This is a genomic window from Providencia sp. PROV076 (assembly GCF_028483405.1).
Lineage (GTDB): Bacteria > Pseudomonadota > Gammaproteobacteria > Enterobacterales > Enterobacteriaceae > Providencia > Providencia huaxiensis.
This window is the reverse complement of sequence record NZ_JAMPRR010000016.1, coordinates 14,373-38,175: the sequence shown is the minus strand read 5'-3', so window position 1 is coordinate 38,175 and position 23,803 is coordinate 14,373. Positions and strand designations below refer to the sequence as shown.

The window sequence follows — 23,803 nt, the reverse complement described above, 5'->3', positions numbered from 1 at the left end:
TTTGAATGATTACAGCACTTTAACGATAGCATCACACAGAGGAACCATGTTCTCTAAGGTTAAGCCTGCCACGTTAATACGGCCAGAGCTAACAGCATAGATACCAAATTCGCTACGTAGACGCTCTACCTGCTCTTTTGTTAAGCCACTGAAGGAGAACATCCCATTTTGGTTGATAATGAAGCTGAAGTCCTGTTTAGCGCCTTTTTCTTCCAATGTTTTCACTAACAGTTGGCGCATGCGTTTAATACGCTCGCGCATTGCGGTTAATTCTTGGATCCATTCCGCTTTTAACACTTCATCAGAAAGGATAGTTGTCACCACTGCCGCACCGTGTGCTGGTGGGTTTGAGTAGTTGGCACGAATAACCGCTTTAGCTTGGCTAAATGCACGCTCTGCGTTATCACTGTCTTTGGCAATGATGGTACAAGCACCAACACGCTCATTGTATAAACCGAAGTTTTTAGAGAACGAGCTCGCAACAATCATTTCAGGGTTATTTTTGGTGAAAATGCGCAGGCCTTCGGCATCTTCATCTAAGCCTTTTGCGAAACCTTGGTAGGCAAAGTCAAAAACTGCTAATAAACCTTTTTCTGCACATAATGCAGCTAGTTTTGTCCATTGCTCAGCCGTTGGGTCAATACCTGTTGGGTTGTGGCAGCAGCCGTGTAGAACAATCACATCACCGGCCACAGCAGATGACAGGCTGTTAAGCATACCGTCGAAATCCATACCATGTTTGGCAGCGTCATAGTAGTTGTAAGTTAAAACTTCTAAACCAGCTGCTTCAAAGATATTTTTGTGGTTAGGCCAAGTTGGGTTGCTGATCCAAACACGCTTTGCGTTGGTTTGTTTAGCGATAAAATCTGCAGCGATACGCAGTGCACCAGTACCACCCGGTGCTTGTGCTGTACGTGCACGTTTTGAGGTGACAATTTCATGTTGTGCACCGAATAACAGTTCTTGTGTTACACGGCCAAATTCTGGCATTCCGCTAATCGCAAGATAGTTTTTGGTGTTTTCGTTATCCAGCAGGAATTTTTCTGCTTTTTTAACGGTATCAAGCACAGGGGTTTTCCCTGATTCGTCCTTATAGACGCCAATACCTAAGTTGATTTTATTATCGCGGGGATCAGCACGGAAACTATCAGCAAGACCTAAGATTGGGTCAGCAGGGGCAGAAGTAATTTTTTCAAACATGTTGTCGATTCCAAAGCTCTGTAGTGGTACCCAAGACAATTTACAGTGTATGAAGGCGTAAGTGAGAATGCTTTTGGCTATCCTTGCTTGTAAACAGCCCATACAACTGAAATTGATGGATATAGCTGAAAACGGGTTTAGTCGAACGAGTCGAGTTCTCAGGTTAACGTGATAAAGGCTTTTTGCCAACCGTTTTACCAAAAATTGGCGAGATCTTGTGAGCTAGGTAGGAATTGCATGTAATCTAACCATAAATATCTATAAGGGTGGTGAATCAGTCTGTCTTACCGATAATTTAGGTGTTTTTTAGGGGGAAGTTTGAGAGAGGGGGAAAATAAAAAAGCAGCGCCGAAGCGCTGCTTACAAAAACATGTTACCGTTTTCTAACTTATCAGTTAACTGATAATTAGAATTGGTAAACTAAACCTAAACCAACAACGTTGTCAGTGTTGATACCAGCAGCTTTAGTGAAGCTGTTGTCATCTAACAGGTTGATTTTATAGTCAACAACTGCAGACATGTTTTTGTTGAAGTAGTAGTAAGAACCAACAGAAATATATTTCAGGACGTCTTCATTACCATAGCTAACACCAGCACGGCTGTTCAGGCTCTTACCTTTAGACTGTACATAAGCAACAGATGGTTTTAAACCGAAATCAAACAGATATTGACCTACTAACTCAATGTTTTCAGTTTTGTTAGCAACTAAATCATATTTACCGTAGTGAGTCATGTTCAGAGTTTGACCATACATCGCTGCTAAGTAAACGTTGTTAGCGTCGAATTTAGCACCAACGTTCCATGCTTGAGCACGGTCACCAGTAGCTTCTGATGTTTTCTGGTTTTTAGTACGAGCAGAGTTAGAATAACCACCACCCAGTGTTACACCCCAGCCTAAGTCATAAGCTGTTGAGAAACCATAACCATCGCCGTTGTTTTTGTAAACTTCAGAAACACCAGATTTGTTAGTTTCGGTATTTTTACCTTGGTATTGCAGCGCGAAGCTTAAGCCATCAACATAACCGAACATGTCGCTGTTGCGGTAAGTTAACAGGTTACGGTTACGACCAGTCATGTAAGTATCAGTCTGAGCCATAGAGTCGCCGCCCCATAATGGCAGAACGTCGGTCCATGCAGCTGTATCATATACCACACCGTAGTTACGGCCGTAGTCGATTGAACCGAAATCAGCAAATTTCAGACCCGCATACGCTAAACGGTTTTTGTTGGTATTATCGTCTTCGCCTTTATTGGTTTTAGTTTCCCACTCGAAACGACCAAAACCAGTCAGTTGATCAGTGATTTGAGTATCACCTTTCAGGCCTAAACGAACGCGTGAATCATCACCATCTTCACTTTTTCCATTGCTACCTTTGCCATCTGCAAAGTAGTGACGAACGTCAACTTTACCGTAAACGTCTAATTTGTTGCCGTCTTTGTTGTATACTTCAGCTGCGTTTGCTGCACCAGCAGCTAACAGAGCTGGGATAACCATTGCAAGAATATTGCGTTTCATCATTATTATTACCCTCATTGGTGTTATTCGGACACCTGCCACTGCCAAAAATAATTCGCAAAAAATAATTGGAACTATTTGTGAGAGATTAGTGTCGTCTATGTCGGCGACCAGTGTTCCATTGCTAAATAAAATTATCTACCCTCAAAGTGCTACAAAATCAAAGTTTCTGAAACAAATGGTAACAATGTGTTTCAAAATGTAAAAAATAGAGCAATAAACGACCACTCATCGTACCAGTTTAAAAAATATTACAAAAATTAGGGAACTTTTTCAAAAGACAAATTGAGTTTTTTTTGAGCAGTTTAGCGAATGTAAAGCGGTTATCTACCACTCGCAAAAAGAGAATTGTGACATAAAAAAGCAGATTATTCTTAGTGGTAGCAGATTGGTGCCATTTTGGGGTGAATTATAAGGTGATAACGTAAAAATTGTGATCAGGTTATCATGCGGCTGCAATTTTATGTAATGGACTGAAATAGTCTGCAGTTAAAAATATATTAGAGTGAAAAAATAACGGGCCAATACAAGATTGGCCCGATACTCGTCATACTTCAAGCCGCATGGGTGTTGACTGTGTTCAGCTTGCCGAATCACATACTTGTGTATGCTTATCGGCTATCTTCACTTGTCGCCTACATGCCACTCGAATTATTTAGAGTGTAAAGAATGCACTTAGAATGCCGCATTACGTGGGGTACGCGGGAATGGAATAACTTCACGTACGTTACCCACACCAGTGACATAAGCCACTAAACGCTCAAAACCAAGGCCGAAACCTGAGTGAGGAACGGTGCCATAACGACGCAGATCACGGTACCACCAGTAATCTTCTTTATTCATACCCATTTCTTCAAGGCGTGCATCTAGCATATCAAGACGTTCTTCACGCTGTGAGCCACCGATGATTTCACCAATACCCGGTGCTAATACGTCCATCGCGGCAACCGTTTTACCATCTTCATTGAGGCGCATATAGAAAGCTTTGATGTCTTTCGGGTAGTTTTTCACAACAACAGGTGCTTTAAAATGTTGTTCTGCTAAGTAGCGCTCATGTTCAGACGACATATCGACGCCCCAATAAACTGGGTTTTCGAATTTTTGACCACAAGTTTCAAGGATTTTAATGGCGTCTGTGTAATCAACTTGTGCAAAGTCTGAATTCACAAAGCTTTCTAAGCGGTTGATAACGTCTTTATCAACACGCTGAGCAAAGAACTCTAAGTCGTCGCGGCGTTCTTCAAGAGCAGCTTTGAATGCGAATTTCAGCATTTTTTCTGCCAGACCTGCGACATCATCTAAGTTTGCAAACGCAACTTCAGGTTCAACCATCCAGAACTCAGCCAAGTGGCGGCTGGTATTTGAGTTTTCAGCACGGAAAGTTGGGCCGAAAGTATAGACTTTGCTAATTGCGGTTGCGTAAGCTTCACCATTCAGTTGGCCTGAAACGGTTAAGAAAGCTTCGCGGCCAAAGAAATCTTCGCTGAAATCTACTTCGCCTTTGTCATTACGTGGCAAGTTGTTGTAGTCCAGTGTGGAGACACGGAACATTTCACCTGCGCCTTCGGTATCGGAAGCGGTAATGATTGGCGTAGAAACCCAGAAGTAGCCTTGTTCATCAAAGAAACGGTGGATTGCTTGCGCTAAAGTGTGGCGTACACGTGCAACAGCACCAATTAAGTTAGTGCGCGGGCGCAAGTGCGCTGCTTCACGTAAAAACTCAACACTGTGGCGTTTTGCTGCCATTGGGTAGGTGTCAGGGTCTTCAACCCAACCAACGACTTTTACAGCAGTGGCTTCAAGTTCAAATGATTGGCCTTGGCCTGGGGATTCTTTTACGGTACCCGTAACTTCAACGGAACAGCCAGTTGTGAGGTGCAGGACTTCGTCATTATAATTAGGTAAATTATTATTAATGATAGCCTGTAACGGATTAAAGCAAGAACCGTCATAAACGGCGAGGAAAGAAAAACCAGCATTTGAATCTCTCCTTGTACGTACCCAGCCTTGAACGGTGACTTCTGTGCCTACCGCCACTCGGCCTTGCAGTACGTCGACTACAGGCGCTACTATCATATAATTCACTCTCTTCATATTTAACGATATCTACTTCGACTATCTCAATCCGTCATACTTCGAGCCGTAGATGCGTTGGCTTCACAAACCGACCCTAGTCACATACTCATGTATGCTCCTAGGGCTCACTTTGTTTGCCGCCTTCCTACAACTCGAATTATTTAGGATGTAATTCAAATTGTTTTAAATCCATTCGACCGCTTATATCTATGAATATTATTCAAAAAATGTCATCGGTTTATGGCGATTAAAATAGTTAAAGTAGGGATATTAACGAAATCCCATTTTTCAGGGGCCAAAGCTCTATGTTACTTGCCATTTATTAGGAAACAAGTAAAAAATCGCGATAAAACATTTCTGTTGAAGCGAAGCGTGGTTATTGAGCTTAAAAGCTATAGTAATAGTAAGTGAATAAAAGAAAAAGAGGGTTTTGAAGCTCTGGGCAAGAAAAGTGCAAATTCTTACCCAGAGCTGGGGAAAAGCGACTTAATTAACTGGCTTTTTCCATTTTAGGCAGGTCAAACGCTTTTCTGAGTTGATTGACGAACTCATCATCTTCACAAATAGTTTTTCCTGGGCTATCAGATAGCTTAGCGACAGGCTTACCATTGCACTCCACTAGCTTAATCACAATATTCAACGGGGTTACATTTGGTATATTGCAGGTTAGACGCGTGCCGATACCAAAAACAAGGTTAACTCGTTGATGAAAATAACGATATAATTCAAGTGCTTTCTGCAAGTCTAAACTGTCTGAGAACACCAGCGTTTTGCTCATAGGGTCAATACCCAATTTTTGATAGTGAGCAATGGCTTTTTCTCCCCATTCGATCGGGTCCCCCGAATCATGACGCAATCCTTGGTAGCGGTTCGCAAAGTTAGCATCAAAATCACGCAAAAAGGCATCCATGGTGATACAGTCAGTTAATGCGACACCCAAGTGATTAGGATATTCATCTAGCCAACTCTGTAATGCCTCGCGTTGGCTATTTGCTAACTCCGGGCTGATTTGCTGGTGGGCTTGGAACCACTCATGGGCTTGTGTGCCAACAGGGGCTAAGTCTAACTCGTGAGCAAGTTTGTAGTTGCTTGTTCCTACAAGATGAGGAAATTCTTGTTTAAGCATCGAAACGATGGCGGATTGCACATCGTAGGAAAAACGGCGGCGTGTCCCGAAGTCCATCAGCTTAAACTTAGACAAATCGAGTTGGTGCTCATCGGCTTGTCGGTAGAATACATTCAATAGCTTTCTAAGTTGTTGAACGGCATCATCAGCAGTGATATCTGGGTGCCGGTCTTTTTGCACAATTTCACTGACTAAAGCAAGGAGAGGGACTTCCCACATGATGACTTCACGCCAAGGCCCGCTTATGCGGATTGCTAATTGGCCTTGGTCTGTGACACTGACAGCAACTTGTTCTGGGTTAAAGCGAAATGACTTTAACCACATAAGATAGTCTTCTTGGAAGAAAGGTAAACAGCGGAGAAAATTCAGTTCATCATCAGAAAGTGATAACTTAGCCATCAACTGAATTTGTTGCCTGATTTCATTGGCGTAAGCACCTAAGATCTCACTGCTACGACAGCGGAATTCAGCGACAACCGGTACCTGATAGTAACGGTGGAAAACGGCCTGCTGCATATGAAGCTTGTAAGCATCGGTATCAAGCAGTGATGTAATAATTGGTGTAGCGTCTAAATTCATGGCACGCAGACATCCTCGCGGAGCTTATCTTTACCACTAATGCTGTTAATTTTTACTCTTGTTTCCCTTGAAACCTGTTTGATTTTCAAAAGTCACAATGAGATAAAAGCGGCAATAGTTGTTAGCTAAATCGTTAAAGTTGCAAAAGTATACCCACTTTAGCAAAAGATAGAAGTGTTATTCCACCTCTTGCTTTCAAGGAGCACGGCAATCTAAATTCGCGCATTGCTTTTCTGTATAACTATTTTCTGTATTACTATGAAATCAAATAAATACGCTTTATTTGTATTGTGTCTCATAAATTGTGTCCCATAGAAACAGACAAAAGCATTAATCACCAAAAGATACTAACACGCCATAGAATATTTAATAGTGCTATAGCACCAACAAGCAAACGAGTTTTTAACAAAATTAAGTACGGTGAGCCATATAAAATTAACATAACCATAAAAATAGATAACATTTTTTGATGAAAATGTTTCTCAAATCCATTCACATTATTGTGGCTTATAGTATTGTATAAGTAATAAAGCAGTACGATATTGAATATAACGAATTAAAAGGTTACTTATGACCCAGTTAAGACAAGCGAAATATCGTCAGGATTATCAAGCACCTGATTACACAATTACAGAGATTGACCTCGATTTTAATCTTGACCCAGTGAAAACGATTGTTACCGCAGTAAGTAAGGTAAAACGCCTTAATCCGCAATCATCAACGCTTGAGCTCAATGGCGAAGACTTATCGTTAGTCAGCATCGAAGTCGATGGCAAAGCGTGGCAAAACTATAAAGAATCTGAAGGTAAATTGATTATTGAATCATTACCTGAATCTTTCACACTACGGATTGTGAATGAAATTAACCCTGAGAAAAATACCGCCCTAGAAGGGTTATATGTTTCAGGTGAGGCGTTATGCACACAATGTGAAGCGGAAGGTTTCCGCCATATTACCTATTACCAAGACCGACCAGATGTATTAGCGCGCTATACCACCACAATTACAGCTGATAAATCACGTTATCCTTATTTACTTTCAAATGGTAACCGTATTGCAGAAGGCGAACTGAATGATGGGCGCCATTGGGTGAAGTGGGAAGACCCATTCCCAAAACCAAGTTATTTATTTGCCTTAGTTGCAGGTGATTTTGACGTTTTAAAAGACACCTTTGTCACTCGCAGTGGTCGTGAAGTTGCGTTAGAGCTCTTTGTTGATAAAGGCAATTTAGATCGCGCACCTTGGGCAATGCAGTCCCTGAAAAATGCCATGAAATGGGATGAAGAGCGCTTTGGTTTAGAGTATGACCTTGATATCTATATGATTGTTGCTGTTGATTTCTTCAACATGGGAGCAATGGAAAATAAAGGGTTGAATGTCTTTAACTCTAAATATGTTTTAGCTAAAAGCGAGACAGCGACGGATAAAGACTATCTGAATATCGAATCCGTAATTGGCCACGAGTATTTCCATAATTGGACAGGAAACCGCATTACTTGTCGTGATTGGTTCCAATTGAGCCTTAAAGAAGGGCTAACCGTTTTTCGCGACCAAGAATTTAGTTCAGATTTAGGCTCTCGCTCTGTTAACCGTATCAACAATGTCAAAGTAATGCGTTCGGCTCAGTTTGCTGAGGATGCAAGCCCAATGGCGCACCCAATTCGCCCAGACAAAGTTATTGAAATGAACAACTTTTATACTTTGACGGTATATGAAAAAGGATCGGAAGTCATTCGCATGATCCACACTCTGCTGGGTGAGGAGATGTTCCAAGCAGGTATACAACTTTATGTTCATCGCCATGATGGCAGTGCGGCAACCTGTGACGATTTTGTGCAGGCGATGGAAGATGCGTCAAATGTTGATTTATCATTATTTCGTCGTTGGTATAGCCAATCAGGGACACCAGTTTTAACTGTTCGTGATGAATATGCACCAGAAAAACAGCAATATACGCTACATGTTAGCCAAATGACGCCACCTACGGCAGATCAAGCTGAAAAGCAACCATTGCATATCCCATTGGATATTGAGCTCTATGATGAACAAGGTGAAATTATCACGCTAAAACGTGAGGGTAGCGTGGTAAATTCGGTGCTAAACATTACGCAAGAAACTCAAACGTTTGTTTTTGATGAGGTGACAAGCCGCCCAGTTCCATCCTTATTGCGTGAGTTTTCAGCCCCTGTAAAATTAGATTACAACTACACTGATGAGCAACTAGCTTTCTTGATGCAGCATGCAAGTAATGAATTTGCTCGTTGGGATGCGGCTCAGCAACTCATTAATAATTATGTAAAAATTAATGTAGCTCATTATCAAAAAGGTGAAACATTAGTTTTACCTGAGCCAGTGGTAGATGCTTTTCGCGGTGTATTATTAAGTGATTCGATTGATCCTGCATTAGTCGCATTGATCTTAACGTTACCTTCCGAAAATGAGCTGGCAGAATTATTTACGGTTATCAACCCTGTTGCGATCCACGAAGTTGTAAACTTTATTCATCATCATTTAGCGGTAGAAATGCATGATGAACTTCTCTCGGTTTATCGCTCCATTAATATTGATGGCTATCGTGTTGATCACCAAGATATCGCTAAACGCTCATTGCGTAACATTTGCCTGCAATACTTAGCCGCGGGTGATGATAGCGAGCTGGCGAACAAATTAGTGTTGGAACAATACCAATCTGCCGATAACATGACGGATTCATTGGCCGCATTGACCGCAGCTAACGAATCACTGTTACCTTGTAAAGCACAGTTAATGGCAGACTTTGATGAGCGTTGGCACCATGACGGGTTAGTTATGGATAAGTGGTTTACCCTACAAGGGGCGAACCCTGCGAAAGAAGCCCTTGCTAATGTACGTGAATTATTGGGGCACCGCTCATTTAGCATGAGTAACCCTAACCGTGTTCGCTCACTTGTTGGTGCTTTCACAGCGGGGAATCCTGTTAATTTCCATGCGGAAGATAGCAGTGGTTATCAATTCCTGTATGAAATTTTAGTCGATCTGAATACACGCAACCCGCAAGTGGCTTCAAGACTGATTGAACCGTTGATCCGTTTAAAACGTTATGACGAAAAGCGTCAAGCGCAGATGCGCAAAGTGCTTGAGCAATTAAAAGTGCTCGATAACCTTTCTGGTGATCTATTTGAAAAAATTACCAAAGCGTTAGAAAGCTGATTTATATATAGCTAACCAATTATTGGTTTTAATAAGCCGCTAAAATTTAATTTAGCGGCTTATTTGTTTATGGCAAGAATGGAATATTAAATGAGAGATAACTATCATAAAGTGGTTGTTTTCCTCAAAAAACTAGGCAAATGAATTTTTATTGATTTTTTCATGGTAAAAGGGCGGTGAGATAGGGTAATCTATAGCGCGTTTTATCCGACGAAAAAAATCGCATGTATGAATGGCAGCTCGGCAAATCGTATTTGGCGGGGTTTTAGCATGCGACATGATGTCTACTCTATTGAAACGTACTAGTAAAAATAGGTTATTGGATATGCTATATCACCTTGCCCGCAAGGCACTATTCCAGTTCGACCCTGAAAAAGCTCATGAATTGACTTTTCGCCAGCTTCAACGTTTAAATCATTCTCCTTTTCAATGCCTTATTCGCCAATCTGTTGCCACTAAGCCCGTTCAATGCATGGGACTTTCCTTCAAAAACCCACTAGGACTCGCAGCGGGTTTAGATAAAGATGGTGAGTGTATTGATGCATTCGGTGCCATGGGATTTGGGTTTATCGAAATTGGTACGGTAACTCCTCGTCCTCAGTCTGGTAATGACAAACCGCGGTTATTTCGACTTGTAGAAGCTGAAGGTTTAATTAACCGGATGGGGTTTAATAATAAAGGTGTCGATAACCTTGTCGAGAATGTTAAAAAATCGAATTACGGTGGGATCATCGGTATCAATATTGGTAAAAATAAAGATACGCCTGTCGAACAAGGTAAAGATGACTATTTAATTTGCATGGATAAGGTCTATGCACATGCCGGTTATATTGCTATTAATATTTCTTCCCCAAATACACCAGGGTTGCGAACATTACAATATGGCGAAGCACTGGATGATTTATTAAGTAGCATAAAAGCAAAACAACTTGAATTACAATTACAGCACCAAAAATATGTGCCAGTTGCTGTCAAAGTTGCGCCTGATTTATCTGAAGAGGAAATTATCCAAGTTTCAGATAGCCTAGTTAGACATAATATCGATGGCGTTATTGCAACGAATACCACGTTAGACCGCTCTTTGGTTCAAGGGATTAATCATTGCAATGAAGCGGGTGGGTTAAGTGGTCGTCCTGTGCAATTAAAAAGTACGCAAGTTATTAAACTTATTTCACGTGAGTTAAATGGAAAACTGCCAATAATTGGAGTCGGTGGAATTGATTCCCTTACCGCGGCACGTGAAAAAATGGAAGCGGGTGCCTCTTTAATTCAAATTTATTCTGGTTTTATTTACCATGGGCCAAAATTAATTAAAGATATTGTTAATCATATCTAGTAATAAATTGTAAATTTACGTATCAAGGGGGTTTATTTATTCCCCCTTTTAAACTATATTGCTAATAGTGGCTATTTTTATATCAAATTGATACCAATTTGCAGCTAGTTTGCTATTTAGATAACGACATTATCCGACTATTTATAAAGTAATTTATTTAGCAGATAATTTAGCGCATAAAAATACGCTTTAGAGTAAATTTAGAGAAGATCATGATATCGATCCTTTCTATTATATTTACCGGTAAATCGCTAAAGGATCGTTTATGAATATTAAACCTGATGATCATTGGCGTTGGTATTTTGATCATGACCATAATAGGGTGATGTTAGATCTCGCCAACGGCATGATATTTCGTTCATGTTTTCCTGCTAAGATGCTAACGGTTTTTGCTCGTAATGAGATGCCATTTAGTATCGAAGATGCAGGTGAATATTATTTATTCGATGAGCAGGCTAAAAGATTAAATATTACTCATGAAGAAAGAGCTGAATTAGTCTTAAATAGCTTAGTTGCTTTTCGTTTTTTAAAACCACAGATGCCAAAGAGTTGGTATTTTTCTTCATTTCACTATATTCGTGAGCCTAAGCAAGGGCAAATAATTCAAGTGTGTTTAGAAAATACGAACCGTTACTTCACATTTATTATTGCGGAAGCTGGTCCATCTGCTAGTTTATGTTTATTAGCTGAACCAATATTAGAATTACCCGATCGAACTTTACGGTTTTGCGATCCAATTAAGATTATGAACGATCGCATGCTTGAATATTCATCTAAAGTGAAACGTCAACTATACGGTAATGCTATTTAGGTGATCGCCAAAGATCGTGGAAAAAAGAATAACTAAATAAATAGGCTTTTGTTAATTTAATTAATCTCGTTTTGAGTGTTTAACACCATCATAGAATTGAACCCTTGATGGTGTTAAAAAGCAAAACCAACGCTTAATTAAATGCTAATTTAACGGATGTTTTCGGGATACAGCTACAAGCGAGTATATAACCATTTTCTTTAATGGCGCTTTGTTTTAACGGGGTGACTTCCCCCGAAATCAGTTTAATTTTACAGCGGCCACAGATACCAGCACGACATGAATAAGGGATCGTTAGACCATTGGATTCTAATTGCTCAAGGATCACATTTTGGTTATCACCTTCATATTCTGTTTCTTCAAAAATTAAACTGACATTATTGGCTTGAGTTTTTAAACTATTAGCAGCTAGATCACTTTCCCGTTCTTGAACTAAATATTGTTTTGCTGGTTTAGTTTCTAATACCGTCAGGGTATCACCAACACGAATAACCCCCGTATTTTTAATAATCACATTTTGTCCGAAATCGACATCACCAGTTTCATCTGAACGGAAGGTTTGCAGTGTTGCAAGTGGTTCACTGTGAGGATGTTTAATTCCTTTTTCTGGGCTAACGGTCGTTAAAATGCACCGGCTACATGGCCTATCTAATGTAAAGACGACATCACCTATTTGAATGGTTTTCCATGTATCTTCTTCAAAAGGCTTGGCACCTGTAATAATTAAATTGCCACGAAACTGCTCTAATTTAATACTAGCAGGGCAACGGCGCTGTAGTTCTTGGACTGAAGCTTCGTTGATCAGTAAGAAAGGGTAGCCATCAGCAAAAGACATCGGCACATCTTGGTGTTCTTTGACACGGCGAGAAAGCTGTGGGCTCAGCCAGCGTAGTTGTACGGGCTCATCAAAAAAGGTACTTAACCAACTATTTATCGCTTCAGGCGCAATAAGTGCATGAAAATGATTGCCCCAAACTTCAGTAGGGCTCTGCTTATCGTTAAAGTCCTGATACAATACCGTTGCACTTTCGCCATTTGGTGCTCGCAAGTGAAGACCATTATTGAGCATTACCGGTGTAAAAAGTAACATTTGTGGATATTTTCTCGCCGTAATAAATTTACCTTCCAGCGTGGTTACCATAAAATTACGATCAAAAGTCAAACCGCTAATATCAGCGAAGGCGTGGGATAAACGAACTCCTCGCATAGATTTAACTGGGTGTGTGTAAAGGCGCGAAAGCGTTATCATTTTTTAATCCTTATAATTGTGCGTAGCAACTTTATGACAACTGCATAAGATTAGCTATAATGCGCAACAATTTTTCATCCAAATTGGTAATAAATACTATGAATTCTCTGTTTGCCAGCACAGCTCGCGGCCTTGAAGAACTACTGAAAACGGAATTAGAATCGCTTGGCGCTAGCCAATGCAAAGTGGCCCAAGGGGGTGTCTATTTTCAAGCCGACGAACGTGTCATGTACCAAAGCCTACTGTGGAGTCGGCTGGCATCGCGTATTTTATTGCCACTGAATGATTTTGATGTCTACAGTGACTTAGATTTGTACCTCGGTGTACAAGCTATCGACTGGAGTGAAATTTTTTCAGTCAATGATACCTTTGTTGTTCATTTTACTGGGACTAACGAAGAAATTCGCAATAGCCAATACGGTGCATTGAAAGTGAAAGATGCTATCGTTGACAGCTTCGTACGCAAGCTTGACCAGCGCCCTGATGTGGCTCGTCAACAAGCAGATATTCGTATCAACGTCTACCTGAATAAAGAGAGAGCCAGTGTGGCACTCGATTTAAGTGGTGATTCATTACATATTCGTGGCTACCGCGATTTGGCAGGCCAAGCGCCCTTAAAAGAGACACTGGCGGCGGCAATTATTAACCGCTCAGGTTGGCAGCAAGGAACCCCATTGGTCGACCCGATGTGCGGTTCAGGAACATTATTAATTGAAGCTGCAATGATGGCAACGGATAAAGCCCTCGGCTTACACCGTACGCATTGGGGTTTCTATGCGTGGTCTAAATTTAACGCGGAACTTTGGCGCGAATTAACTACGGAAGCACAAGTGCGTTTTCGCCAAGGTTTGAAAGAGACGACATCCCGCTTTTATGGTTTTGATATCGACAAGCGTGTACTTGAAATGGCTCGTGCTAACGCGCGTCGCGCAGGGTTACAAGATTTAATTACCTTTAAGCAAGGTGATGCAGCAGCATTAGAAAACCCAGTTAATACTGATACGCTAGGCACCATTATCAGTAACCCACCTTATGGTGAGCGTTTAGAAAGTGAGCCTGCTTTAATTGCGCTACATAGCCAGTTAGGGCGTATCGTGAAGGCTCGATTCCCCGGGTGGCGTTTATCAATTTTTAGTGCTTCTCCTGAGCTACTCAGCTGCTTGCAACTGCGTTCAGAGCGTGAGTTTAAAGCCAAAAACGGCCCTTTAGATTGCGTTCAAAAGAATTATCAATTAGCGGCTACACCGTCAGAAACCATTGCGGAAATATCACCTGATTTTGCAAATCGTTTACGTAAAAATATCAAGAAATTAAGTAAATGGGCGAAGCAGCAAGGGATCGATTGCTACCGTGTTTATGATGCCGACCTACCTGAATACAATGTTGCGGTTGATATTTATGGCGATAAAGTCGTGATCCAAGAATACGCGCCACCGAAAACCGTTGATGAACGCAAAGCTCGTCAACGCCTATTTGATGTGATTACTGCAACAATGAATGTGTTAGAACTGACATCGAATCAGCTAGTGTTAAAAACGCGCCAGCGCCAAAAGGGCAAGCAGCAGTATGAGAAATTAGCACAAAAAGACGATTTCTTTTTAGTACAAGAATACAATGCGAAAATGTTGGTGAATTTGACGGACTATCTGGATACGGGGTTATTTCTTGACCACCGTATTGCCCGTAAAATGTTAGGCCAGATGAGTAAAGATGCGGACTTTTTAAATTTGTTCTGTTACACCGGTACTGCTACTGTGCATGCAGGGCTTGGTGGCGCGAAAAGCACCACTTCCGTTGATATGTCGCGTACATATCTTGAGTGGGCTGAAAAAAACCTACAAGCGAACGGGCTAACAGGTCGTCAACACCGTTTAATTCAAGCGGATTGCTTGAGTTGGCTGGCGAATAGCCAGGAACAATTTGATTTGATCTTTATTGATCCCCCAACATTTTCAAATTCAAAACGTATGGATGGTACATTTGATGTACAACGGGATCATATCCAGTTGATTACCCATCTAAAACGGTTATTACGCCGTGGTGGAACCGTGATGTTCTCTAATAACAAACGTGGTTTCAAAACGGATCTTGAAGCAATTAAAGAATTAGGATTACAAGCACAAGAAATCACAGCGAAAACACTGTCAGAAGATTTTGCTCGTAACCGTCAAATACATAACTGCTGGCTAATTAGCCACGCAGAGTAAGGATAGAATCAATGGCTTTAATTAATTTGTCGGGTGCATACCTTTCGTTTAGCGATGCCCCATTACTCGATAATACTGAAATTCATATCGAAGATAACGAACGTGTATGTTTGGTTGGCCGCAATGGTGCGGGTAAATCAACGTTAATGCGTGTGTTAACGAAAGAGCAGCCGCTGGATGACGGTCAATTAATTTACGAACAAGACTTGATTGTCGCTCGCTTACAGCAAGATCCACCGCGTAATATTGAAGGCACTATTTTTGATTTTGTGGCTGAAGGCGTTGCGGAACAAGCTCAGTACCTTAAAGATTATCACCATGTTGCGAAAGAGGTCGAAACCGACCCGAGCGAAAAAAACCTAAATAAATTAGCTGAATTACAAGAGGTGTTAGATAACCGTAATTTATGGTTATTGGACTCTCGTATTAGTGATGTACTGAAAAAACTTGGTTTACCTGCGGATGCAGAACTGTCTTCATTATCAGGTGGTTGGCTACGTAAAGCGGCGTTGGGCCGTGCGTTAGTGAGTAACCCGCGAGTACTCTTTTTAGATGAGCCAACTAACCACTTAGATATTGAAACGATCCTTTGGCTGGAAAATTTCCTAAAAGACTTCCAAGGTAGCATCGTATTTATTTCCCATGACCGTTCATTTATCCGCAATATGGCAACCCGTATTATTGATTTAGACCGTGGGCAATTGTCTTCTTGGCCGGGTAATTATGATGACTACTTGGTGAATAAAGAAGAAGCTTTGCGTGTTGAAGAGATGCAAAATGCAGAATTCGACCGTAAATTAGCCCAAGAAGAGACGTGGATCCGCCAAGGTATTAAAGCGCGACGGACTCGTAACGAAGGGCGTGTTCGTGCGTTGAAAGCGTTACGCGTAGAGCGCTCAGAGCGTCGTGAAGTGATGGGCACAGCGAAAATGCAAGTAGGTGAAGCTGCCCGTTCTGGAAAAATTGTGTTTGAAATGGAAAATGTGAATTACCAGGTTGATAATAAAGTACTGGTAAAAGATTTTTCAGCTCAAGTATTACGTGGTGATAAAATCGCTTTAGTTGGGCCAAACGGTTGTGGTAAAACAACATTGTTGCGTTTAATGCTGGGGGATTTACAAGCAGATAGCGGACGAGTGCATTGTGGTACTAAGTTGGAAGTCGCTTATTTCGACCAGCACCGTGCGGCATTGGACCCAGATAAAACCGTGATGGATAACTTAGCGGAAGGCAAACAAGAAGTCATGGTGAATGGTAAGCCACGTCATGTTCTTGGTTATTTGCAAGACTTTATGTTTCCACCAAAACGTGCGATGACCCCTGTTAGGGCGCTTTCTGGTGGTGAACGTAACCGCTTGTTACTTGCACGTTTATTCCTAAAACCAAGTAACTTATTGATCCTCGATGAACCGACTAACGACCTTGATGTCGAAACTTTAGAGTTACTCGAAGAGTTAGTTGATGGTTACCAAGGAACGGTTTTATTGGTTAGCCATGATCGAGAGTTTGTCGATAACAGCGTGACAGAGTGCTGGATCTTCGAAGGTAATGGGGTCATTAACCGTTTTGCTGGCGGGTATTACGATGCTCAACAGCAAAGAGCACAAACCGTGAGTTTGAAAGCAGAACAAACAGGTAAAGTAGCTGGCCAAGATAAACCGACGAAACCGAAAGAAGCGGTAAAACGGTCAAATAAGCTCAGTTATAATTTATTACGTGAATTGGAACAATTGCCAGCAAAATTGGAGCAACTTGAACGTGATATTGAAACACTGCAAGCTCAAGTTGGTGATGCTGATTTTTTCAACCAACCACATGATGTAACAGAAAAAACGCTGAGTCAGCTATCTTCAAAAGAAGCTGAATTGGAGCAAGCGTTTGATCGTTGGCAAGAGCTTGAATTGCTGAAAAACGGCTAATAACGCTTTAATTAAAGGAGCAAATACACTTTGTGCAACCATGAGTCTCATGAACATGTGCTTTGTCCTCAGTGTGACATGTTGGTTGCGGTTCCTGAATTGGAGCAAGGAAGCAAGGCAACATGTCCACGCTGCGAAACCACATTGGTCTCAAAGTGGCGATATCCGTATAAGCAGCCAGCAGCATATGCATTCAGCGCATTAATTATGCTATTTGTTGCCTGCTTATTCCCCTTTGTTAAGATGGGCGCCGCAGGGATTGAAAATGAAATCTCGCTATTCCAAATTATTGAAATTATAGCCGCCACGCGCTATAGCGGTTTGGCACTCTTTTTTCTATTCTTTTCATTGATTATCCCTGCATTTTGCATGGTCACAATTATCCTTTTAGGGTTGCAAGTTCATATTCCTAAAGGCATTAAAGTGGTGATCACCCGTATTTTGTTCCAAATGAAAGCGTGGTGTATGGCTGAGATTTTTCTAGCGGGGGTCTTAGTCAGTTTTGTTAAATTAATCGCTTATGGCGATATTGGCATTGGGTTAAGCTTTTTACCTTATTGTGTATTTTGTATGCTGCAAGTGAGGGCTTTTCAATGCTTAGACCGCCATTGGCTATGGAACCGAATTGAAGCAGCACCGAAATTAGATAGGCCGTTAATCGTCGGCCAGACGGGTATTAAGCAAGATGTACGTTTATGTCTTGTGTGTACGGCAATTTTACCTGCTGAACAATCAAAGTGCCCACGCTGCCACTCTCATGGTAGTGTACGGAAAAATCAAAGTTTACAATGGACTTTGGCACTTTTAGTGACATCAATTATGTTGTATATCCCTGCAAATGTGTTGCCAATGATGACCACAAATACGTTGGGAACAGCATTAAATTCGACCATTATTGATGGCGTCATCTTGCTGTGGGAAGACGGATCATATCCTGTTGCCATGGTGATTTTTATTGCCAGTATCATGGTGCCTACATTGAAAATGATTGGAATTGCATGGCTTTGCCTAGATTCCAAAGGGTACGGTAATCGCGACCCGCATCGTATGCATTTTATTTATGAGTTAGTGGAATATGTTGGCCGTTGGTCAATGATAGATGTGTTTGTTATCACTATTTTAGCCTCTTTGGTTCAAATGGGGCAGTTGATGAATATTGTCCCTGCGATGGGGATTATTTTCTTTGGTGTGGTTGTTATTCTCACAATGTTTGCAGCGATGACCTTTGACCCTAGATTAACTTGGGATCGCTGTGAAAGAAAAAATGCAGTAAATACTGTTGAACAAGAAGGAGTCATCGGGTGACTGATAAAGAAACACCACAGGCCAATGCCAAAATTAGCAAGCTAAAAAGTTGGTCGCCTGTATGGGTGATCCCAATAGTGACAGTCTTGCTTGGTGCTTGGGTCTTATTTTACCACTTTAGCAACCAAGGCCCTGAAGTGACATTAATCACTTACAATGCCGAAGGAATAGAAGCGGGTAAAACCAAAATTAAAAGCCGCAGCGTTGATATTGGCGTTGTCGAAAGTGTGACACTTGATGATAACTTTAGTCGAGTGATCATTAAAGCGCGCTTGAATAACGAAATGAAAGAGTTGTTGCGTACCGATTCCGCGTTTTGGATTGTAAAACCGACAATCGGGCGTGATGGCGTCACCGGGCTGGGCACATTACTTTCAGGTGCTTATATTGAGCTTCAGCCGGGGTTAGCGGCAAAAGAGCATTTCGAGTTCACTCTATTGGATACTCCGCCTCTTGCATCACCAGATGCCAAGGGAATTCGTGTCGTATTGGTGAGCGATAAGGCAGGGCAGCTAAACCCGGGTGACCCAGTGTTATTCCGTGGTTATCGAGTCGGTTCTGTTGAAACCAGCGACTTTGATATGGATAAACGCGATATGCGCTATCAATTATTTATCAATGCACCTTATGACAAATTGATTAGTTCAAATGTACGTTTTTGGAAAGACAGCGGTATTGCTTTTGATATGTCATCCCAAGGTGTTCATGTTGAAATGGGCTCAATTGCTACACTGCTTACCGGTGGTGTAAGTTTTGATGTTCCAACGGGGTGGGTTCCTGGTGCAAATGTGAAGGAAAATACTGAATTCCAACTGTTTGACAACCAAAGCAGTATTCAAAACTCCTTGTATACACAGTATCAAGACTTTGTCTTATTTTTCTCAGACTCAGTGCGAGGCTTGCAACCGGGTGCACCGGTAGAGTTCCGTGGTATTCGTTTAGGTACCGTTGCACAAGTGCCTTTTTATACGGAAGGTTTAGACCAATCTCTGGATAATGACTTCAGAATTCCTGTTTTGATCCACATTGAGCCGGAACGTTTCTCTAAGGATGTCGGTAAGAACTTTAATTTGAAAAATGAATTAAATTTAGCCTTGAAAGATGGCTTGAGGGCATCATTAAAGTCAGGGAATTTACTCACTGGCGCATTATTTGTTGATCTAGATTTTGTGCAAAATGCTGAGCCTTATAAAGGCCCAACTGTGGTTGCTGGCTATAAAATCATCCCAACAACCAGTGCAGGTTTAGCGCAAATTCAACAAAAAGTCATTGCGGTGTTGGATAAAATCAACAATATGCCAATTGAACCGATGCTTAACCAAACAACACAAACATTGGCAGAAGGGCAGAAAGTTGTTAAAGAAGCTAATGCGATGTTGGCACAACTCAACAAAGTTATGGCGAGTAAAGAGTTCCAAAATTTACCTCATGACTTGCAAAAAACACTGCAAGAAATGAACCGTGCAATGCAAGGTTTCCAACCTGGCTCACCAGCCTATAATAAAATGGTGGACAACATGCAGCGTTTAGACCAAGTATTGAGAGAAGTTCAGCCGCTTTTACGTACTTTGAATAATAAGAGTAATGCGTTAGTTTTCGAAGCTGAACCAACGAAGGATGTTGAGCCTAAAGGAGTGAAAAAATAATGAGATATTTACTATCGATATTTGTTTTATTATTGGCAGCTTGTAGTAGTACTCCAGAGAAAAAGTACTACCAATTGCCAATGAAAACTCCTCAGACACAATCTGCAGAGGTGATGAATAAAGGCCAAGTATGGTTGCAACGCATTATGTTATCAGATGTGCTGACATCAAATGGGATTACCTACCAGACGACAGATGTCAGTTATACCAATGCAAGTACACATCTATGGGCTAGCCCATTAGAGCAACAGCTTGGTCAGTCGATGGTGAGTGAATTATCTGCAGCGTTACCTGAAAAACTGGTGTCTTTGCAGCCATTACAGAACTCACCGGATACACTTGATATTACTTTAACAGCCTTTAATGGGCGATATGACGGCAAAGTATTAATCCAAGGTTTTTGGACTTACTCTCATGATAAAAATGTGATCCGCCGTAATTTTGATGTGCAGCTAGACCAAAATGAAGATGGCTACCCTGAGCTGGTTCGTACGTTATCGATGGGTTGGCAACAAGTGGCTGAGAGTATTGCGAAAGAGATAGATAAATACTAATCTTTGGTTATTACTTAAGTAATTTATATTAAATGCACCTTGAATATATGTGGTTTATATATTCAAGGTGCATTTTTAATTTAATTAAATATAGATATTCTTTTAATTTATATATTAGTGAATAATAATTGCTTTTGTTCTCTAATATTATGATAAATAAAAGAATGTTTTTATTTTAAATTAAAATCAATAGGTTATGTTAATTGTCATATACAAGTCACATTTATGCTATTTATGACAAATATATGAAAATCTTTACTTGATTTTTTTATCAACGGGCGCTATTTCTATAGGGTACCTATTAAAAATAGTAGGTGCTGTTTTCTTTTCCATTTAAATGATGAGGGAAGTAAGGCATGAAAAGACAGAAGCGAGACCGTTTAGAAAGAGCTTTATCAAGAGGTTATCAAGCAGGTTTAGCAGGGCGCTCTAAAGAGTTGTGCCCGTATCAAGCAGTAGATGCTCGGTCGCATTGGCTAGGTGGTTGGCGAAAGGCGATGGAGGATCGAACCATAGCGGTGGTGTAACCCCCACATTCTTTGATCGTTTAGCTTAAATAACCTGTACTCGTTTTCTTGAGTATTTTTCGGGTTTTTAAGTTTAAGATATCAATTCATTTAAGAACCTCCGCGATTGCGGAGGTTTGCATTTCAAATGTTTAGAATGCGCTCGTATCTTTAAAAAGACCCACTTTTAAGTCCGTTGCAGTATAAATTAATTTACCGTCAACTAATACTTCACCGTCAGCTAACCCCATGATCAGCTTACGGTTGATCACGCGCTTAAAGCTGATGCGGTAAGTGACTTTTTTCGCAGTAGGCAGAACTTGGCCAGTAAATTTAACTTCGCCAACACCTAAAGCACGTCCTTTACCTTCACCACCGAGCCAGCCAAGGTAGAAGCCAACTAGCTGCCACATTGCATCGAGGCCCAAACAGCCTGGCATGACAGGGTCGTTTGTAAAGTGGCAGCCAAAAAACCAAAGGTCTGGATTAATATCCAGTTCAGCTTCCACATAACCTTTGTTAAATGTACCGCCATCTTCAGTCATACTGACGATACGATCCATCATCAACATGTTTCCTGATGGGAGTGGAGGACCATTTTCTCCAAATAACTCACCTTTACCAGAAGCAATTAAATCATCTTTTGTGTAGGATCCGCGTTTCTCAACCATGTTCTTAAGATAGCCTTTATTATGTGTAGGGCTACAGGATAGCTTACACTTGTACGCTGAACAACTCCGATCTGCTATTTTTTACGCAATCTTTACTTAACTAATCCATTTTAAGAACCAAGGAAGTCTGGCTTTATCAGGTGAGTTTGCTTGATTGATTCGTTCTTGAATTAAAGCTAACAGGTGTACATTTTCTTCTTCAGCTTGTTGTTCAAAGTAAGGTTGCTTAGTCAGTAAAGTAATGGCTTGGGCGACATGTTCAACAGGCCAAATATGGAATTGGCCTTCTTGTACGGCTTCAACGACAGCTGATTTAGTACATAAGTGGCGAACATTTGCCATTGGGATAATGACACCTTGGTTGCCTGTTAACCCACGCTTTTCACAGATATCAAAGAAACCTTCAATTTTTTCATTCACCCCGCCAATAGGCTGAACATAGCCAAATTGGTCAACCGCACCTGTGATAGCAACTTGTTGATCAATAGGCTGTAGTGATAATGCGCTAATTAAAGCGCACAGCTCTGCGAGTGATGCGCTATCACCATCAACTTCACCATAAGATTGCTCAAAGACGATAGAGGCGGAGAAAGGCTGAGGTTGCTCTAATTTAAGCTCGTAATTTAAATAGGCTTGCATGATCATCATGCCTTTGGCATGGATATTCCCACCCAGCTCTGCTTTACGTTCTACATCTGTGAATTCACCGTCACCTAAATGTGCGACACAGGTAATACGGGATGGCTCACCAATGGCGTCAGGGTGCCCTGGATATTGCAAGACAGACAAGCCATTAACTTGGCCGATAACTTCGCCCTCAGTTTTAACGAAGATTTGTTCTTGCAGAATATCGTCCTGAGTACGTTCAGCAAGAAAACTGTGGCGCCATTGGCGGTTTTCATTTGCTTGCTTAAATGACTCTTGAGTCAACAAATGGTTAACATGGTAATGGCTGGCATCAACAAGAGAGCGAACTAACCAAAGAATATCAAGAGGAAGATTAAATTTATCCTCACAGTAACGTACAGCTTGTTGGATAAAAGGGACCCATCCATCAGGCGAAATATGTGGTAATTTATTGGAGTCAATAATGGATTTTATATAACGCATCCATAAGCTCAATTGTTCCTCATCTTCGAAGAACATAACAGGCTCATATTCGCCATAAATAGCGCAGCTAAATAGCTCCGGTGATGTAAATTCAAATTCTTCTAAAGCTAATCTATCACCAACAATAATAACTTTAAGCTCTAAAGGTTGTGGCTCAATTTCAATCGGTAAAGGCTGATTTTCAGAATAAGGCAACCATTCAAGTTGTTGACGGTTAACCATATTTTTTAGGCGAGCCCACATTAAAGGTTGGTTGATTAATGCGCTAGCTGCGATAACTAAGATCCCGCCATTAATTTTGTGGAGTAATCCTGGCACTAAATTCAATGAAGGGGTGACATAGCCAAATAATTGTTCGGGTTCTATCCAACTACGGTAAGCGATTTTTTCATGAGAAGAGAAACGGCTTTTAACACCACTTTTCCACTGAAAAAGACGGCTATCTTCAGATAATTGATAATCACCATCAATGGTATTTATCTCTGCCAGTAAGGGGGTAATTGCATTAGCATAAAGGCTAAGATACGCCTCACTTTCATCAGACTTGATAAACATAAAGCGTGTTTGGGCAAATTCATCAACGAAATGTTGTATGCCATCAGATAGCCTAGGCTGAATATCTGATAAAACTGTAGGGGTCAACGTTTCTGAAGATACAAATTTCGTCTGAAATGACGATAAGTTAGGAATTAGGCCTTGCCATGTTAGTTCTTGACTGATCACTATAATTATCTGCTATTAATAGGGTTATAAATAAAATGCCTGCCAATAAGCTGGGCGTATATACCTGAATAAGGTTTATT

The 23,803-nt window shown here is 41.0% G+C and carries 16 protein-coding genes; 9 read left to right on the top strand and 7 right to left on the bottom strand.

From position 1 onward, the window contains the following. Positions 1 to 9: 9 nt before the first annotated feature. The 4 genes from PSF67_RS10320 to pncB form a co-directional block, all read right to left on the bottom strand. Complete coding sequence (locus PSF67_RS10320) at positions 10 to 1,200, bottom strand: amino acid aminotransferase (protein ID WP_102138495.1); 1,191 nt, start codon at positions 1,198 to 1,200, stop codon at positions 10 to 12. Positions 1,201 to 1,606: 406 nt separating this feature from the next. Then, positions 1,607 to 2,719: a porin OmpC gene (gene ompC, locus PSF67_RS10315; RefSeq protein ID WP_272676865.1), complete on the bottom strand. Its 1,113-nt coding sequence runs from the start codon at positions 2,717 to 2,719 to the stop codon at positions 1,607 to 1,609. Positions 2,720 to 3,391: 672 nt separating this feature from the next. After that, positions 3,392 to 4,792: an asparagine--tRNA ligase gene (asnS, locus tag PSF67_RS10310; protein WP_206276670.1), complete on the bottom strand. Its 1,401-nt coding sequence runs from the start codon at positions 4,790 to 4,792 to the stop codon at positions 3,392 to 3,394. Between the two features lie 490 nt (positions 4,793 to 5,282). Then, a complete protein-coding gene (pncB, locus tag PSF67_RS10305; protein WP_102138499.1) occupies positions 5,283 to 6,497 on the bottom strand; it encodes a nicotinate phosphoribosyltransferase in 1,215 nt (404 codons plus the stop codon). Positions 6,498 to 7,067: 570 nt separating this feature from the next. Here pncB and pepN point away from each other — a divergent pair. From pepN to PSF67_RS10290, 3 genes are all read left to right on the top strand, one after another. Continuing rightward, positions 7,068 to 9,686 carry an aminopeptidase N gene (pepN, locus tag PSF67_RS10300; RefSeq protein ID WP_272676864.1) on the top strand — a complete coding sequence of 873 codons (2,619 nt, stop codon included), beginning with the start codon at positions 7,068 to 7,070 and terminating at the stop codon, positions 9,684 to 9,686. 325 nt (positions 9,687 to 10,011) lie between these two features. Then, on the top strand, positions 10,012 to 11,022 hold the full coding sequence (gene pyrD / locus PSF67_RS10295; protein WP_102138501.1) for a quinone-dependent dihydroorotate dehydrogenase: 1,011 nt from the start codon (positions 10,012 to 10,014) through the stop codon (positions 11,020 to 11,022). A gap of 265 nt (positions 11,023 to 11,287) precedes the next feature. Further along, positions 11,288 to 11,833, top strand: coding sequence for a cell division protein ZapC (locus tag PSF67_RS10290; RefSeq protein ID WP_102138502.1), 546 nt, complete (start codon positions 11,288 to 11,290; stop codon positions 11,831 to 11,833). 133 nt (positions 11,834 to 11,966) lie between these two features. Here the strand turns inward: PSF67_RS10290 and PSF67_RS10285 are convergent, their stop codons facing one another. Further along, positions 11,967 to 13,082 carry a YcbX family protein gene (locus PSF67_RS10285; RefSeq protein WP_166268059.1) on the bottom strand — a complete coding sequence of 372 codons (1,116 nt, stop codon included), beginning with the start codon at positions 13,080 to 13,082 and terminating at the stop codon, positions 11,967 to 11,969. 98 nt (positions 13,083 to 13,180) lie between these two features. Here PSF67_RS10285 and rlmKL point away from each other — a divergent pair, with 98 nt between their 5' ends. The 6 genes from rlmKL to rmf all read left to right on the top strand — a co-directional run bounded on the left by rlmKL (position 13,181) and on the right by rmf (position 21,240). Next, on the top strand, positions 13,181 to 15,289 hold the full coding sequence (rlmKL, locus tag PSF67_RS10280) for a bifunctional 23S rRNA (guanine(2069)-N(7))-methyltransferase RlmK/23S rRNA (guanine(2445)-N(2))-methyltransferase RlmL (protein ID WP_272676863.1): 2,109 nt from the start codon (positions 13,181 to 13,183) through the stop codon (positions 15,287 to 15,289). Positions 15,290 to 15,300: 11 nt separating this feature from the next. After that, entirely contained in the window at positions 15,301 to 17,208 is a 1,908-nt protein-coding gene (locus tag PSF67_RS10275) for an ABC transporter ATP-binding protein (RefSeq protein WP_272676862.1), read from the top strand. A 30-nt stretch (positions 17,209 to 17,238) separates the two neighbouring features. Beyond that, the gene (pqiA, locus tag PSF67_RS10270; protein WP_102138506.1) at positions 17,239 to 18,513 is read left to right on the top strand and encodes a membrane integrity-associated transporter subunit PqiA; all 1,275 of its coding nucleotides are present in this window, start codon (positions 17,239 to 17,241) and stop codon (positions 18,511 to 18,513) included. After that, positions 18,510 to 20,159, top strand: coding sequence for an intermembrane transport protein PqiB (gene pqiB / locus PSF67_RS10265; protein ID WP_102138507.1), 1,650 nt, complete (start codon positions 18,510 to 18,512; stop codon positions 20,157 to 20,159). The genes pqiA and pqiB overlap by 4 nt, the downstream gene beginning before the upstream one ends. Then, positions 20,159 to 20,713, top strand: a complete 555-nt coding sequence (gene pqiC, locus PSF67_RS10260) for a membrane integrity-associated transporter subunit PqiC (protein WP_166185312.1) — start codon at positions 20,159 to 20,161, stop codon at positions 20,711 to 20,713. The genes pqiB and pqiC overlap by 1 nt, the downstream gene beginning before the upstream one ends. Positions 20,714 to 21,069: 356 nt before the next feature. Next, positions 21,070 to 21,240, top strand: coding sequence for a ribosome modulation factor (rmf, locus tag PSF67_RS10255; RefSeq protein WP_004256131.1), 171 nt, complete (start codon positions 21,070 to 21,072; stop codon positions 21,238 to 21,240). A gap of 131 nt (positions 21,241 to 21,371) precedes the next feature. Here rmf and fabA read toward each other — a convergent pair whose 3' ends face one another. Both fabA and PSF67_RS10245 read right to left on the bottom strand, forming a co-directional pair. After that, positions 21,372 to 21,890 carry a bifunctional 3-hydroxydecanoyl-ACP dehydratase/trans-2-decenoyl-ACP isomerase gene (gene fabA, locus PSF67_RS10250; RefSeq protein WP_004909641.1) on the bottom strand — a complete coding sequence of 173 codons (519 nt, stop codon included), beginning with the start codon at positions 21,888 to 21,890 and terminating at the stop codon, positions 21,372 to 21,374. Positions 21,891 to 21,986: 96 nt separating this feature from the next. Continuing rightward, complete coding sequence (locus tag PSF67_RS10245) at positions 21,987 to 23,723, bottom strand: AAA family ATPase (RefSeq protein WP_195698471.1); 1,737 nt, start codon at positions 23,721 to 23,723, stop codon at positions 21,987 to 21,989. Between the last annotated feature and the right edge of the window lie 80 nt (positions 23,724 to 23,803).